Below are 16,862 nucleotides of genomic sequence, written 5' to 3'. Positions count from 1 at the left end.
TTTTCCATAAACCGGATTGATGACTGACATGCGTTTTCATTTTAATGATGGTTATTCCAAGCTTGAAAAGCAAAAGAAAAGCCGAGCGTATGCTCGACCTTTCCGTTAACTTTGTGATAATTACGCCTGTGTTTGTTCTTCGTCATCCTCATCTTCATGCCATTTTCTGCCTAAGTACAGCGTTACGGCATTGATCAGGAAGAAGACGACCATCAACAGCGTCCACTTATCTACCAAGACCATCGGCAGCCGCATGTTTTCGGTCAGAACGAAGACGATGACTGAGATGACAGCCGTTAAGCCCGAGATCCACTTGTAGATTCTCTTGCGCTTCAGCTGTTCCGGATCTTCTTCTTCATTCATCGCTGCGGTCTGATTCTGATCATCCTCGTCGTCATCCTCTTTCGAGTGCTTCGCGAAAATCAGGAACAGCGCCGCTAACAAGCCAAGCAAGCTGGCGATCAGGTTGATCAGAGCCCAAGAACCCTTGTGGCTGACCTGCGGCTGTTCCGGTTCTTCGATCTCTTCAACTTCCGGCGTCGGTGTTGGCGTTACTTCTCCGCCGCCTTCCGGTGTTGTCGGTTCAACAATGACTTCTTCTTCCGGTTCAGGATTATTTGGACCTGGTCCCGGAGGTACAACTGGTGCTGGCGGAACGACTGGCGCTAAGCAAGCCTGGGCTTCTTCGTTCCATTCCGTTCCTGCCGGACAGCCTGGGTTAACAGGATCCGGATCGACTGGATTTGCTGTAAAGGTAATCGTGAAAGTAATGTCCTCTGTCAGATCCAGTGCAGTCGTCGGAGCCATTGGACTCCAAGTACCACCCCGATATCCGTTATTCGGACTTGCCTTCGCAATTTGATCGTCGCTCAGATGAGCGATGCCATCAACCGCATATTCGCCTTTCTCGTTGACCTTATTCAAGGTAAACGGACCCTGGTTAGCAGTGATCGTACCATTCACCGCATTGTAGTATACGTGAATCTGATACTTATCCGGAATCTCGTCATGATTTTTATCTGCGCTGTAATAAACGTTGACAATCATTCCGTCTTCCGTGATTTCCTTGCTTTCCGCATAGGTATAAACGTAATCTTCGATGTTGATCTTATGATCCGCACCATTGATCGTTTCCCCATGCTTCGCTGTGACTTCCTTCGCTGTCCCGATTTCTTCCTTTGTATCTTCATCAACGTACTTCACTGTCGCTTGGTATTCATTAATGACGAATGTCGCTACGAATTCCGTATCTTTATTCAATGCGATTTCTGTTGTCGGTTCTTCTGGTGCCCAACTTGCCAGATGATAACCTGAATAAGGTTCAACTGTTGCGATCTGATTTTCAGCCAGATAAGCGACTCCATCCATTGCATATTCATGATTGGCATTGTATTTCGTCAATACAAATGGCCCCTGATTAGCAACAACTTTGCCGTTTACAGCGTCATACGTAACCGTGATTTGATATTTATCTGCGATTCCATCTCCTTCTTCAGGATCTTTCTCACCGATATTATCTGCATCATAGTAGAACGTGATTGTCAGATTTTCAGCTGGCATGGTTCCCGTAATATTGCCTTCTTCATCTGCCTGCAATGTCGATTCATCAACACTGTCAACTTCGATATTCGACAGAACGAAATTGCCATTTGCATTTTCTGGACCTCTTGGAGATTCAGAAATAGCAGACAGGTAATCACGTTTCTCGTCAGCTGCCGTCGTTGTCAGTTCTTCAACAACATTGTTATCAGCATCACGGTAGACATGGGAAACTTTGTAGTTATAGGAGTTGACAGCAAAGTTTGCAGTGTACGTTGCCGCTACATTCAATCCATCAACTTTTTCTGGTGTAAAGTGAGCGTCTGTGCTGACTTCTGTGCCTTCCGCATTCGTCCAATTCACGAAATGGTATCCTGCGCTTGCTGTTGCCGTCGAGCCCTGAGCTTCGCCCGTTGCCGGTGCTAAGCTTTCACTTGAACGATCCACGCTTCCGCCTGTTGTTGCTGCGTAGTTGATCGTTACGTTCGCATCTTCCGCAAAGTTTGCAGTGTACGTTGCCGCCACATTCAATCCATCAACTTTTTCTGGTGTAAAATGAGCGTCTGTGCTGACTTCTGTGCCTTCCGCATTCGTCCAATTCACGAAATGGTATCCTGCGCTTGCTGTTGCCGTCGAGCCCTGAGCTTCGCCCGTTGCCGGTGCTAAGCTTTCACTTGAACGATCCACGCTTCCACCTGTTGTTGCTGCGTAGTTGATCGTTACGTTCGCATCTTCCGCAAAGTTTGCAGTGTACGTTGCCGCTACATTCAATCCATCAACTTTTTCTGGTGTAAAGTGAGCGTCTGTGCTGACTTCTGTGCCTTCCGCATTCGTCCAATTCACGAAATGGTATCCTGCGCTTGCTGTTGCCGTCGAGCCCTGAGCTTCGCCCGTTGCCGGTGCTAAGCTTTCACTTGAACGATCCACGCTTCCGCCTGTTGTTGCTGCGTAGTTGATCGTTATTTTTGCAGCTTCTGCATAAACGATATTAATGACATTATTTGCGGCAATATTAGTTATCTTTTCCGGTCCTGTTACAGTTCCTGGAGCAACATATCCTTTAGGTAAATACTTGCCGTTTTCATAAGGAATGGTTGTTCCTATTCTCCCAGTTCCTGTTTCAGATTTGAGTAAATTTGATTCATCTGTCGAATCTTTGTAATAATTCACAGTATAACCAACATTGCGTTTTACATAATTAAATGTAACAACATTTTCTGTTTCGTTATTAGAAACAACTAATGTTTTTCGAGCAGTCTCTCCATCAGCAAGAATATAATCATTAATTGAAGGAGCATCAATTACTACTGCAGCACGATCTGTTTTGTTATCTCCGTTACGAATTAACTCAACTGGTTTTTCAGGATCACTTACATCCATCGCAATGATCGTATATCCTCTTTCTTTTGCCTGAGAGTAATAGAATATAATTTCATTATCTGTCTGTTTTAAAGTTAAGCTTTGACTTGACAATAAAGGAATATAATTTTCAATACTCTTTGCAAAAACAGTAATTGTTTTACCTACTCTTTGATTATCAACTTTTATCGAATCAGCAAGTTCCGTATCAGTACCTTCTAACAAATAACGAATATTATAAGAGGTATAATTCTTAGCCTGCCAATGAGCATAAAGCGTGATATTGTCCTTAATCGGAGTCCCAAAATCATACTTAACTAAAGTCTCAGAATTAATCGACCATCCCAAGAAAGTGTATCCATCGCGTTCAGGAGCATCCGGAATTTTGACTGGGGAATTATAATTTGCATTTACAATGAAATCTATGCCACCGTCATAATTCAAATCAAATTTAACTTCATAAGTTTTAACTGCCCACCCTGCATACAATACTGTATTATGAGCTGGCATTTTATCTTTACCAAAATTAACTTTTTCTTGTGCTCCTGGATCGTAATACCAACCTGTAAACTCATATCCTTCTTTTGTAGGGATCGTCTCTGTCTCAGGTAAAACTTCTTCGTATTTTATCGATTTGGAAATAGGGGTATTTTTACCACCGTTAGCATCATAACTTAATGTATAAGAATTTCGGCTATAATAAATATATGCTTTATCTCTAATAGTTTGACCTGCCTTCGGATTTGATTTTACGAATTTATAACCCTCTATCGGATAACAATCCTCATTTGATAAGCTCATTGACGTCCTATATTCATAGCTGTCAACATGGTGTTCATCATAAGTTGAACTGTCTTTTAAACTTTCCACCATATAATGAAGACTATATGTTTTTCCAGATGAATTTACCTTATATAGAGTTTTATCTTCAGCTGGCATTTGCTGCATTCCTGTCCAATACTGGGAATCTTCTCGCCATAAATTTCCCGAAGGCCACTGTGCAGTAATATTCGCTCCGTATTTTTTAGTTATAGTTTTTTCTAATTGCCGGCCATTATAAAATGATAAGCTAAAAACTTTTCTATTAATACGAACATTTAAAACTGTACTGCCATCTAGTGCAACTGTTTTGCCAGTTTCCATAACCGGTGTTTTAAATCCGGCCGGATTCATACCTATTGCTGATAATTTTGAACTATCAAAGGTTGGATAATTCTTAATTTCACTGCCGACCCGAGCATTGTATACTGTTTGACTATACAGAAAATCATAATCCTCAGAATCTGCCTTTTCAACCCAGAAAATAACTTGATAATCAGCTTTCTGATTTGCTTTTAATGTCCAATGAGCAGTTAAAGTTATATTTTCCGTCAAACTAACAGATCCTTCAACTTTAGAATCTCCATTATACCATCCAGCAAAATCGTAGCCTGCTTTCGTCGGTACTTTCGTTGATAAATCAACTACTGTTTCGAAAGGTGCTTCCACAGCGCTGATATAGTTACCTCCATCAGAGTCAAATCGCACTGTATAATTGATTCGTGTATACTCAATTTCAACAACTGTGTTCGCCGAAATTAGAGTGTTTTCGATTACACCAGCTTCAAAGCCATTGACTTGCCGGGCAACTGCCTGAGTTTCTGTTCCAAATTTGCCATACAAAGTTTCTGACTCCGTAATAAATGAACCATCAAGTTGTATGAATTTATGATTAACAGTATACGCAGTCTCAGTAGGATGATACGTAACGGTAATCGTCAGATCTTCCGACGGCATTATTCCACTTACAAGGCTTTGACTTGCCTCATATCCTTGAATTTCTTTAGAAGTAACTTTGTATTCATTTCCAGCAATTACATCTGCATAATACGTTGCTTGCGCTGCCGTGTTCGCAATTTCTGGAGCTGCATCTTCCCCATAAACATAGTATATAGTGAGAAGATATACATCATCACCTTCAATATTTTGAATAATGGCGTTACTTGTTGGAGGAATAAATTCCGTTGGTCCTTCCGTTACCTTCGGTGTTTCCGTAACCACTGGAGTTTCCGTGGTCTTTGGCTCCTCACTCGCCTCTGGTGTTGGATCAGGAGTAATCGTCGGTGTTGGTTCCACCGTCGGATCCGGCTGTTGGTTTTCTTTAGATTTATCAATCTGAGAAGTTGTTGTGTGAGCCGTGATGTTAAGAGAATGTTCCCCCGATTGAACGTCTGTGGATTCACTGAATTCCACGCCGTCCAAAATCATTGAATCAATTTCAAAACCATCGTTGGCCCTTACGGTCAGAGTACCCGATGCGACTGATTTTTGCGCTGTTGCTGTCTGACCATTGACAGTAACGCTTACAGCTAAGCTCGCTTCGCTATCATTCACATCGGTCTCGTTGTTGTGTGATTCAATGCTGATTACAGAATCGACGTCAAAGCTTTCCGCTACAACCCGAATCGGCATGTCCACAAAGCAGGACATCGTCATCGCGAAGACGGTCAACATCTTTAATACTCTGTCAAACCTGTTTTTAATCTTCATTCTCGTTCCTCCCTTCTATTTTGATCATTCTTCCATTAACGCCGACCTTCTGATTTCCCGCAATCCATTCGATTTCAGTTTCGTCGTTAATGACCGTAATGATAGCGTCTTTGTGGATACCTGGTTCAAATTCTGTCGGCTCTGCTTTTTTCAGGACGATCGCAGTGCCTCGTTTTATTTTCAAACCGGCTTCATCCTTGTCGTATTTGATCTTGGAATGCTTGGGATTCTTATAACCCCAGGTGACTGTATAACTGCCGTCTCCATTGGAATCCACTTGATTGACAAATAAACTCAGATTCTGATTTTTTGTTTTCCAGGTTGCGGCAATCACAACGATGCCGGCGCCAAGGAAAGCAAAGAGGAGCGCAGAGTCCTGATTTCTGCGGGCAGCCCGCGGTGTTTCTTCATCGTCAATTTGTTCAGTTTCCGGCTCCGGTGTCGCAGAATCCGCTAAAATTCGTATCGGACTCATTACCAACATCGCTGCCATTAACCCAAGAACTAACTTTTTCCGCATACGCTACACCTCCAAGACATTTTCATTCTATCAGCAGGCGGTTATAAATTGGTTAGATATCTGGTTTTACAGGGAGAAAGATTGAAAAAATAAAACAGTTTAATTTCTCCTTTAGTGGATAATCAGTTATTCACGCTTGCGAAATTTTACAGTCCACGATATAACTAACTTATTATAAGAGAACAGAAACGGGGGATAACCCATGACTATCAGAATCGGAATTGACCTTGGCGGTTCCACAACAAAACTGATCGCTGTTCACCCCGGCAGTCAAATTGTGGCCGAAAAACAGCTGGCCGCATTGCGCAGTCCGATAAAACTGGATGCTGCGCTCAGTCATTTTCTGGCGTCACACTGCGGCAATCAGACGGTATCCGGAATTGCTTTAACAGGAGTCGGCAGCTCATTTATCGAAGATCGGCCAGGCTGGCTGAAAATCGACGAAATGCAGGCAGTGGGCCGGGGTGCGCAGGCTTTGTCAAAGAAATGGGACATTCTGGCCGTCAGTATGGGCACAGGGACAGCGCTGGTTCGGGCTGATCATGAAAAGATCAGCCACATCGGCGGAACCGGCGTCGGCGGAGGAACCCTGGCGGGATTGGCGCTGCGGTTAAACGGAACTGCCGCGCTGGCCGATTTTATTGAGCTGGCCGGGTCCGGTAATTTGAAAAATGTCGATCTGAAGGTGGGCGATCTGACCCGCGATGAAACACAGTCGCTGACCGCCAATCTGACGGCCGCCAATTTGGGAAAGCTGAACTCCATCGGCAGTCCTGCAGATCAGGCGGCGGGCGTGATCAATATGATTCTGGAAACCATCGGCGTCATGGCGATTCTGGCTTTGCGCCGGGACACCACTCAGACGATCGTGCTGACCGGTGCTCTGACGGCTTTGCCGCAGGCCAAACCGCTTTATGAAAGAATGAGCCAGATTTACAATGTGAACTTTCTGATTCCCGCGCATGCCGTCTATGCCGCGGCGTTGGGCGCGGTGCTGGCAATTCCTTAACACTTCGGATTGAAAATTGTTACAGTTGAAAAAGGAGGATTTCGTTTTTTCGTCTTTCTTTTTTCAGAAAGCGCCGCCCAAACTGAATGACCCATGATAAAATGAATCTACTTGCTGAAAGGAGAAACAAAGTATGGACTTTAAAAAACTCATCGACGAAATCCCGGCCTACGATCATTTTCTGACCGTGGATGAAATGGATGCCAGCACCCTGAAGCTGGCCGAAGAATATCCGGATCTGGTCACGGTCACAAAGGAAGGGACTTCCCGCGGCGGCCATCCGATCTATTGTCTGAAGATCGGCGACGGCTCGAAAAACGCCTTTATGTTCGGTTGTCCGCATCCAAACGAACCAATGGGCGCGATGATGCTGGAATATTTCTCACGCCGCTTATGCGAGGATGAAGCGCTGCGCAGTGAACTGGGGTATACCTGGTATCTGATCAAAAGCATCGACGTCGACGGCACAAAGCTGAATGAAGGATGGTTCAAGGGACCGTTTACGATCACCAATTACGCCCGGAATTTCTTCCGTCCGGTCGGTTCGGAACAGGCAGAATGGACATTCCCGTTCACCTATAAAAATTACAGCTGGACGACGCCGATCCCGGAAACTCAGGTGCTGATGAACATCATCGACCGTGTCAAACCGGAATTCATGTACTCGCTGCACAACGCCGGCTTCGGCGGCGCGTATTGGTATGTATCCGGCGATGAGCCAAGCTTATGGGACGGCTTCTACAAGGCGGCGGAAAAGCAGAATGTACCGCTGAATCTGGGCGAACCGGAAATGGTTTACGTCACCCAATACGCCCCGGCCTGCTACAAAATGACCGGCTCCAAGGATTCCTACGACTATTATGAGAAAAGCATGGAACATCCGGAAGAGATGATGAGCTGCGGCACCAGCTCCGACGATTATGCTTCGCAATACGGCACTTACACGCTGGTCGCCGAGCTGCCGTATTTCTTCTCCCGCAAAATTGTATCCGATACGATCATGCCGTTCACCCGGGCAGAAGCGGCGATCCAGGGCGAACAGGTCAAACATGATCAGATCGAACAGATCGGCAAGATCCTAAAACCGGTTAAACCATGGTTGACCGAAGATAATCCATTCCCGAAGATCGTTTTGCTTTCCGTGGATAAAAACGACGCGTCCACGCAGGCGCAGATTGATTATTATAAAAAGACGGAAGCTTACCAGCAGCCGTGCAAGGAATCGGAAGCCTTCGACTGTCTGGACATCACCCGTTTCTACACACTGTTAAGCTGGGGTCTGAGCGTCCGCGCAATCAATTACGCAATCGAGCACACCGACATTGATCCGCAGTTGGCCAAGACCGCTCTGAATCAGGCACAGGCCGGCTTTGACACTCTGGCGGCGGCACTTGAAAACGACATCGACTATTCTGTCGTTCCGATCCGCAGCCTGATCGGCGTGCAGCTGGAAAGCGGTATGCTCGTGGCCGATCTCCTTCGTTCTAAATAAAGGAAAAAAGGAAAATCGTGTTTCAGATTTTCCTTTTTTATATTTTTCTTTTTTATCCACCGCTGTTTTTGCGGCGGCAGTCCCGATCAAACGTCATTGCGCCTAAGGCTGCCTGAACTCGCATCGCCGCCACACTCATTCCATTCTCACTCTTCATTGCGGGATAGAATTTCGATCCTCAGTTTTGATCAAACCTCGGGCTGGTCATGACAGAAGTAAAAAAGACGAACAAATTGAAGTTCGTCTTTTTGCGCCAATAACCATCATACCCGTGTTTAAAAGGGGTGATTTGAAACTTCCAGCTGATGATTCCCGTTGGTTGTTATTCGCTTTTCAATGTGATCGGACGACGGTTTTCGTAAGCGTTTTTAATCGCCTGGATGAAGTCGCCATGACCGTCTTTTAAGGAAATCGTCGCGCCGGTGCGGACGTCTTCCAGCATCTTCTTTTCCTCATCGCTCAATGCGCTGAATTTTGCCTTGTCCTCGTCGCTCTTGGCTTCCGCCTGCAATGGCCGGCCGTTGGCGTCGGTATACTTGGCAAACCAGTCTTCCACTTCCGCGACCGTCTTGCCGACAAACAACTTCTCAAACACATCGGCTTCGCTGGCCCAGGTGCCGCTGTTGAGCTTATAGCTCTCGCCGCGTTCGCGCTTGGTCTTCCAGGTATCAAACTCAGCCAAGAACTGTTCCTCACTGTCGGCTGTCTTGCCTTCGACCTTGCCGTCGTGATTTTCATCATTGTTGTATCCGCCCTGACCCGGGAATCCGGAGAACTGCGGCATATCCGCACCGTCGTAATTCGGCGTCGCGACTTCCAGTTCATCCAGCTTCAACGATACGATCCGGCCTTCCGCATCAAACAACGCGCTGGCCACCAGCGTATTAAAGCTGTAAACCTGAACCTCCTGATCATCCTTGCCCGGTCCGACACGGCCGTTGGAAGCGACGCCCAGCCCTTCCGCCGCGGCTTCCCTGACGTCTAACGGCTGGCGCAGTTCATACGCTTTTTTCAATGCCGTAATAAAATCGCCGTGCGCATCTTTTAAAGAGATCGTCGCGCCGGTGCGGACGTCTTCCAGCATCTTCTTTTCCTCATCGCTCAACGCGCTGAATTTTGCCTTGTCCTCATCGCTCTTGGCTTCCGCCTGCAATGGCCGGCCGTTGGCATCGGTGTACTTGGCAAACCAGTCTTCCACTTCCGCGACCGTCTTACCGACAAACAGCTGTTCAAAAACATCCATCTCACTCGCCCAGGTACCGCTGTTGAGCTTATAGCTCTCGCCGCGTTCGCGCTTGGTCTTCCAGGTATCAAACTCAGCCAAGAACTGTTCCTCGCTGTCAGCTGTCTTACCTTCGACCTTGCCATCGTGATTTTCATCATAGTTATAGCCACCCTGACCCGGGAAACCGGAGAACTGCGGCATATCCGCACCGTCATAATTCGGCGTTGCAACTTCCAGCTCGTCGATATTCAGATCCAGAATCTTGCCGTCCTTATCAAATAAAGCGTTCAGCACCACTTCGTTGAAGCTGTAAACGGAGACTTCCTGATCATCCTTGCCCGGACCTAACCGGCCGTTGGATACGATCGCAAGTCCCTGATTCAGATCGGATGCCACGACTTCCTTCGGCTGTTCTTCTTTTTCCGCCTTTGCCACATACGGATAGGTCTGCGGATCCAGCGCGTTGTTGACTGCGTCTTTAATTCCCTGACTGGAGAACGTCGCTCCGCTGACATTATCGACGTCGGTGGAGTTCGCCTTGACGATCGCCTGCGGCAGCTGTTCGATCGCCTGGGAGCCGATTCCCTGCGTCTCCTGATCGCCCACCGCCTTGACGTCTGTGATCTTGCCATCTTTGCGCGTTACAGTGACGGTGATCAAACCACCGAACCCGTTGCCTTTGCCTTCCAACGTTTCGGTTTTGGCTTCCGGAGTGCTGCACGCCGCTGCGGATATCAACAGTACGGCTGCGGCCAGAAGCCGAGTCCATTTTTTCATAATTTTTCCTCCCTGTGATGTTTTTAGCATAGCATGTCAAAGCGGGGCGGGACAGCCGTCTGCTTCACACAGTATGGATTAACATAGAACTATTATGGATAAACACTAGATGAGGAAGGGTTAGATATAGGGAATAGAAGAAAGCGTTTACTTTTTTTCTTTGCGGGGACCGGGGATTTTGTAATCCAGTCTCTTTGACTTCCTTAAAAAAGCTAAAATGTGCTCGTAATCGAACAAATTTCAAATAACGTAAGAATAAATTGGCTTTTTTTCTAACAAAGGTCTATGATTAAATTATCTTGATCCCTCCGATTTTTATACAATATCTCATCTTCTGTTTTTCTGCCGTCCGGATGTCGATGGCTGTCGTTTTCTTGCATCGCCTCGCGAACCGGGCCGTTTCTGTGTTTTATAATAAGGGGGAGTTTCATTGAAAGCGTCAAAAAGCAAAGTACAGCACCGTCAGCTTGTTCTCGTTCTGTTTTTCCTCGGTGTGAATCTGATCGCCGGCAGTTTAATCGCCGTCCAGGAATCACGCCACGTTCAGCAAGTCTTAACGCATCATGGGGAGCAGGCTCAGGAAAAACTCGGCAGCGTCATGGCAGATTACACTCATTCATTCCAGTTGTTTGCGCAGCTGCTTCAGCAAACCGTAAGCGATCATCCGGATCCTGATTTCATCTGGGACCATCTGAAAACGTTGGACCGGCCGCTGGCGGCGATTGAGGGCGACACCTTCGACGGTGTTTACATGGTGTATCAGGACCGCTATCTTTACAGCTGGGATACGCCGTATTCGCAATATGAGAGCACCGGTTACCGGCCGCAGGACAGGCCCTGGTATCAGAATGCCGTCAAGGGTCAGGGCGCGATCGTCTTCACGCCACCCTACATGAGCTATGCCAACCATTATATTCTTTCGACGATCTCGCAGCTGCAGCCGGATCAGAAAACGGTCTTCGCCTACGATATCAAAATGGGCAATATCCAGCGGTTAGTCAGCGAGCTAGGCAGCTATGCGCACGAACAGCTGTTGGTCTACGACGCCAATGGCACGATTATCGGGAGTACGGAAGAAACATATCTGGGCAGCACACTGAGTCCAAACGCCGCTCTTGCCCCCGCTGCCCTGCAGCAGGCGCAGGCTGCGGTCAAAACGTTGGAAGAAGGCACTGAAGCGTGGCAGAAAGCCAAAGAACAAGCCGACGCCGCCGAAGCCTTCGCCCACTTCCGCCAACAAGGGGACGCCGGTTTCCAAAAGCTGCTCGCCCGGCCGCAGCAGGCCATGTTGATCAAGCTGGGTTCCCAACAGGTTTATGGTTATCTGAGTCCCGGGAAAGATTATCAGATCCTGATTCTGGTCCCGCTGGGCGCGATGCTCGCCGCAACCGCGCAGGTCTGGCTGCTTCCGTTCTTATTGCTGGAACTGGTGCTGGTTTACGGATTGAGCCGCATCCGCAAGGAATGGAACACCCGCGAGCTGCAGCAGGCCTACGTCGAGCTGGGCCAGACGCAGAAACGTCTGGAAATCGCCTTGAAAGCCGCGCAGAAAGCGGCGGCCATCGACGACTTGACCGGCATGATGAATTTTAAATCGTTCCGGCAGAACGTGACAGATCAGATTCAGAGCATGCAGGAAACCGACAGCGGTATTCTGATCCTGTTGGATGGCGATCACTTCAAGACGATCAATGACAATTACGGGCATCAGATGGGCGACGAGGTAATCAAGCTGGCCGCGCAGATGATCATCGGCCGTATTCGAACCGTGGACTCTGCGTCGCGTCTGCATGGCGATGAATTTGCAATCTTTATCGCGAATACGCAGGATTACACCGTTGCCGAAAAGATCGTCGGCGATATCAACGCGACGTTGATAGCAGAATCCGCCCGCCGGCACATGCCGAACATCACCTTATCCGCCGGTGCGGTGATCGCACGCCGGGGAAGCAATTACGCTCAGCTGGCGAAAACCGCGGACGCCGCCTTGTACCAAGCCAAAACAACTCACGACGGCGGCTTTGCGCACGCTTAAGACTCAGAATTTGATGTGAGACGGATGGTGCAAGTTTCCAACCAGTTTATCTGCCGCAAGCAGACAGCGAGCCGCCTGATGGTCAGGCGAATGCCTTCAAATTTCAAGACCGCCTTATATAAAGCAGATCATAAAAAACAAGTATTTTAATGAGAAGAAGGCATATCGTCTGTTTTTCATAAGAATTTAAAAAATCTCACTCGCTAAAAAACAATGCAAAAAGCGCTGAACGGCTGGAATGAACCTTGCCGCTCAGCGTTTTACTTTCCTTTCTCACCGCCAGCCTCACATGGCTGACAAAATCCTCCGCCTGTCCTTTTACGTAAAAAGAAAATTGTGAAAATTCTGAGCATCAGATCAAAAGCAGGTAGCCCGCCTCTGCCGGCTGGATCTTTTCATCGCTTAAGGTATCCCCGATTACGTTGAGATCGTTATCCAGCACCATCAGACGCCGGCCTTCCGGAACGCTCAGCGTACCATCAAAGCGATGATCCAGACGGAACGTCTGCGGCTGATCGGCAAAGCCCTGCCCTTCATAGACCGGCAGCGTGTCTGCCCGCTGATAGCGGTAGGACGCGACATCGCAGAATTCCGCCTCTTTCTGCGTGAAGAAATACGGATCGATCAGATCCCGGCTGCCGTTGCATGGGGTGCGCAGGAAACCCCGGCCATGATTTTCGTCCGCCGGTATAAAGCTGCCGTCAAAGCCGCCGCTGTACACATCACTGCCCTGCCGTCCGCTGAATGAAGCGACGAGGACGCCGTCGAAGTCCGGCAGCGCCTGCAGACGAAAACCGGTCATGATCTCCCCGATGACTAAATCCTCCGGCGTCGGATTGACAACGACATACGGATGATCCAGCCGTTGTTTCCAGGTTTCGCTTAACGGGCTGAAGGCTTTCGCCTTCATTGCGACCGGATAGGTCTGACCGTTCATCCCGCTCATCAGATACAGGTCGCCCTGCGCTTCGGCAAAGAAATAATTCACCTTTTCACTGGCGATCCAGCGGCTTCCGTCATAGCGTAAGTAGGTTTCCCACGGATAGGCCTGAGCTTTTAACGGCGTGTCCTGAAAGTGAGCGATGGCGCCCCGCATCGCGACCTTGGCAATCGCGCTGGGCATCAGATACGTTCCGCTGAAGGCGTCGGAAATTGCCTGCGGAATTGCCTGTGCCCGGCGGTAAATCGAAATTCCCCGTTTTTCCAGCAGCCACTGCGCTAAAATATGCAGCGCGGCCTGCGTGACGTCGATCTTGCAGTCATGCGTTTCGCTGATTGCCAGCACGGCGTTGTACTTCGGGATGACGATCAGCTGGGAGGTAAACTGAAAGCTGTTGCCGCCCTTGCGCAGCACGCCTTCGCCCAGGTCAAAATCCGGATCGCTGAAACACACCGTATCCCAGCCTAAGCCATAAGATGGGCTTTTCTGATCCTGCGGCAGAAAGGAAACGCCCTGTTTCTTTGCCATTTCCTGCTTGGACGTTTCCGTCAGAATAGGATTTTCAGAGAGGAACAGCTGACCGAACTTGCACAAATCGATCATCGACGTCGTCAATCCGCCCGCGCCTTCGACTAACAACAGCTCGGCCGGTTTCTTCTTTTCATGGACCAACGGATATTCCGGATTGCGGTCTTCAATCGTGCGGGTTGATTCGGCGCCGATTAAAGCGGTGATGTTCTCACGCAGAAAATCGCAGTAGCGCTGATTGCTGACGCGTGCCACGACAATTTCCGCCAACGTGAAGCCGTCATTGCAGTAAACCGAATATTCGCCCGGCTGCGCTTTCAGATGACTGACCGCCAGATAGTCGAGCACTTCTTTATAATAATCCCGCTCTGTCTGCGCGGTGACGGAAAAGCCCTTCCACTGCGTTCCCGGCAGACCGCTGGCATGGTTTAACAAATGCCGCACCGTGATTTTCTTATAATCGTCATCGAGCATTTTAAAATCCGGCACATACTGAACGACCGGCGTATCCAGATCCACCAGACCCCGCTGGACTAATACCATCACCGCCGCCGTGCAGTAAATCTTCGATACCGAAGCCACGTTGTAAGTGCAGCGCGTGTCCGCCTTCACGTTTTCCGGCTGATCCTGCCAACCCAGGGCGTCCGCAGCGACCAGTTCGCCATTGACCTGCAAAGCATACGAAACCGACGTATAGTCCTTCGCCAGCGTCATGCTTAAAAAATCCGAGGTTCTTTTACTCCATTCGCAATCCATATCTTTTCACTCCTTATTTTTTTCCATTATACCGCAAACAAAAAAGAAAAGACAGGACGGACGGCATCATCAGCCGCCGGGGTTGTCCTGCCGGTTATTTCTGCAATGAAAAAGTCAGCGTTCCTGCCTTGTCGAGCATTCTTTATTTCTTCGCTCAGCCCAGCGCGACGTCGAGAATCATCATGATCAGAAAGCCAAGCATGAAGCCGAGCGTGCCAATATGAGTATGCTCGCTCAGGTGGGCTTCAGGAACCAGTTCCTCGACGACGACAAAGATCATCGCCCCAGCCGCAAACGAAAGCAGCCACGGCATCAATCCGGCGATCTGCGAAGCTGCCAGCACTGTCAAAATCCCGAAGATCGGTTCGACAATCCCCGACAAGCTCCCGTACAGAAATGCTTTAAAACGGCTGAAGCCTTCCTGCCGCAGCGGCAGCGAAATCGCCGCGCCCTCGGGAAAATTCTGAATCCCGATGCCGATCGCCAGCGCCATCGCCGCCGACATCATCGCCGGATCCTGATGCTGGGCCGCCATCGCGAACGCCAGACCGACGGCCATGCCTTCGGGGATGTTGTGCAGCGTCACCGCGGAAACCAGCAACGTCGTCTTCTTCCAGCTGCTGCTCAGCCCTTCCGGCTGTTTCTCTTCCAGATGCAGATGCGGAAGCAGATGATCCAGAGCATACAGGAACACGCCGCCTGCGACAAAGCCGATCGCCGCCGGAACCCAGCCGATCAAGCCCATCGCCTCCGCCTCGCTGATCGCCGGGATTAAAAGCGACCACACCGAAGCCGCGACCATCACGCCCGCCGCGAAGCCAAGAAATCCCTTCTGGATATTCCCGCCTACCTGATTTTTGAAAAAGAAGACGACCGCCGCGCCGGCCGAAGTCAGAAGAAACGTAAATCCGGTGCCCAGGGCCGCATAAGCTATTGCATTCATCTTCACTCCTCCTTGAGTTTGTTAGATTTATTTAACTTTATGAATTCATTGTAAAGAAAGCGGCGCAGAAAGTCAATTCAGACGCTTTCCGGCTTTAATTCTTTCATCTTTCTTTCAGAGCTGAAGGTTTTATTCCCACCGGTTTCCTAAATGTGGTATCCTAATGAAAACAGAGTAGATTAAAGGAGCGATACCATGACCTCTGCCAAAACCCGTCAGTATCCTGCCGTCGACATGATGAAATTTATCTGTGCTTTCCTCGTCATCGTCGTTCACACTTATCCCTTCTATGAAGTCTGGCCGGATCTCGGCTTTGTGACAAGCAATATATTAGGAAGAATCGTCATTCCGTTTTTCTTTATTTCGGCCGGATATTTCATGCAGATCGGCCGCTGCCACAAGGATGAGAATTACTTCCGCAGCTATATCAAGCGGTTAGTCAAGCTGTATCTGATCTGGAGTGTGATTTACATCCCCTTCGGCATGCACAAGCTGGGCACCATGATGGAAATCAGCGGCGCGCTGTGGCTGGCGGCCTTGCCGATCGCGCTGTTCAACATCGGCACCTACTTTCATCTGTGGTATATGTCGGCGCTGATCTTCGCGATGGTGTTCTGTCATCTGTTTTTAAAAAAATTTTCAATGAAGGCTTTATTGATCACCGGCGGCGTGTTGTTTTTATTCGGTTTGATCGAAACCTACCACGGACTGATCACTAATGAAATCCTGCTGCAGTCAGTCAACACGTACTTTCTGTTGATGTTCACGACCCGCAACGGCCTGTTCTTCGGTGTGCTGTTTGTCGCGCTGGGCATGGCGCTGGCTGATCAGAACCGGGTAGAAGCGATCCGCCATCCGTTTGCCAAGGCGGCCGCGGCGTTTGGGCTGCTGGTGATCGAGGCGTTTACCGTGCGGCATTTTCACTGGGCGCTGGATTACAACATGTATTTCATGACAGTGCCGTTTACGTTATACTGGTTCGCGGGATTATTACGGATCCCACTGAACTGGAAACTGAACTTCAAAGCTTTGCGCGAGTCGAGCACCGTCATTTATTTTTGTCATGCGATGTTTCTGGAGCTGGGCGAAATCTTGCTGGGTTCCTTGTATTTAACCAACGGCGCGGTGCGGTTTTGCTTTGTTTTCCCCTTGACGATGATCATGACGGCGATCATCCGCAAATGGCTGCCGTTTCTGAAATAGCCCGATC

Annotated in this window: 9 protein-coding genes; 4 read left to right on the top strand and 5 right to left on the bottom strand. The window is 48.7% G+C overall.

Annotation, left to right across the window (positions count from 1 at the left end; genetic code table 11):
* Positions 1-120: 120 nt before the first annotated feature.
* The gene (locus I2D94_RS10545; RefSeq protein ID WP_195396830.1) at positions 121-5,427 is read right to left on the bottom strand and encodes an InlB B-repeat-containing protein; all 5,307 of its coding nucleotides are present in this window, start codon (positions 5,425-5,427) and stop codon (positions 121-123) included.
* Positions 5,417-5,947: a hypothetical protein gene (locus I2D94_RS10540; RefSeq protein ID WP_195396828.1), complete on the bottom strand. Its 531-nt coding sequence runs from the start codon at positions 5,945-5,947 to the stop codon at positions 5,417-5,419. Before I2D94_RS10540 ends, I2D94_RS10545 begins: the two co-directional genes overlap by 11 nt.
* Positions 5,948-6,149: 202 nt before the next feature.
* On the opposite strand from I2D94_RS10540, the gene I2D94_RS10535 reads away from it, so the two are divergent.
* Both I2D94_RS10535 and I2D94_RS10530 read left to right on the top strand, forming a co-directional pair.
* Entirely contained in the window at positions 6,150-6,956 is an 807-nt protein-coding gene (locus tag I2D94_RS10535) for a pantothenate kinase (RefSeq protein ID WP_195396827.1), read from the top strand.
* 133 nt (positions 6,957-7,089) lie between these two features.
* Positions 7,090-8,448, top strand: coding sequence for a M14 family zinc carboxypeptidase (locus I2D94_RS10530; RefSeq protein ID WP_195396825.1), 1,359 nt, complete (start codon positions 7,090-7,092; stop codon positions 8,446-8,448).
* Between the two features lie 322 nt (positions 8,449-8,770).
* On the opposite strand, the gene I2D94_RS10525 is transcribed toward I2D94_RS10530, so the two are convergent.
* On the bottom strand, positions 8,771-10,450 hold the full coding sequence (locus I2D94_RS10525) for an FMN-binding protein (protein ID WP_229056848.1): 1,680 nt from the start codon (positions 10,448-10,450) through the stop codon (positions 8,771-8,773).
* Between the two features lie 430 nt (positions 10,451-10,880).
* Here I2D94_RS10525 and I2D94_RS10520 point away from each other — a divergent pair, with 430 nt between their 5' ends.
* Positions 10,881-12,485, top strand: a complete 1,605-nt coding sequence (locus tag I2D94_RS10520; RefSeq protein WP_072686061.1) for a sensor domain-containing diguanylate cyclase — start codon at positions 10,881-10,883, stop codon at positions 12,483-12,485.
* Between the two features lie 352 nt (positions 12,486-12,837).
* On the opposite strand, the gene I2D94_RS10515 is transcribed toward I2D94_RS10520, so the two are convergent.
* A complete protein-coding gene (locus tag I2D94_RS10515; protein WP_072686059.1) occupies positions 12,838-14,709 on the bottom strand; it encodes a serine hydrolase in 1,872 nt (623 codons plus the stop codon).
* A 154-nt stretch (positions 14,710-14,863) separates the two neighbouring features.
* Positions 14,864-15,652 (bottom strand): ZIP family metal transporter, encoded by a 789-nt coding sequence (locus tag I2D94_RS10510; protein ID WP_072686057.1) that lies wholly within the window; start codon positions 15,650-15,652, stop codon positions 14,864-14,866.
* 195 nt (positions 15,653-15,847) lie between these two features.
* On the opposite strand from I2D94_RS10510, the gene I2D94_RS10505 reads away from it, so the two are divergent.
* Complete coding sequence (locus I2D94_RS10505) at positions 15,848-16,855, top strand: acyltransferase (protein ID WP_072686055.1); 1,008 nt, start codon at positions 15,848-15,850, stop codon at positions 16,853-16,855.
* Positions 16,856-16,862: the final 7 nt, after the last annotated feature.

The sequence above is a fragment of the Holdemania sp. 1001302B_160321_E10 genome, assembly GCF_015552275.1.
GTDB lineage: Bacteria > Bacillota_I > Bacilli_A > Erysipelotrichales > Erysipelotrichaceae > Holdemania.
This window is presented reverse-complemented; position numbering and strand designations above follow the sequence as displayed.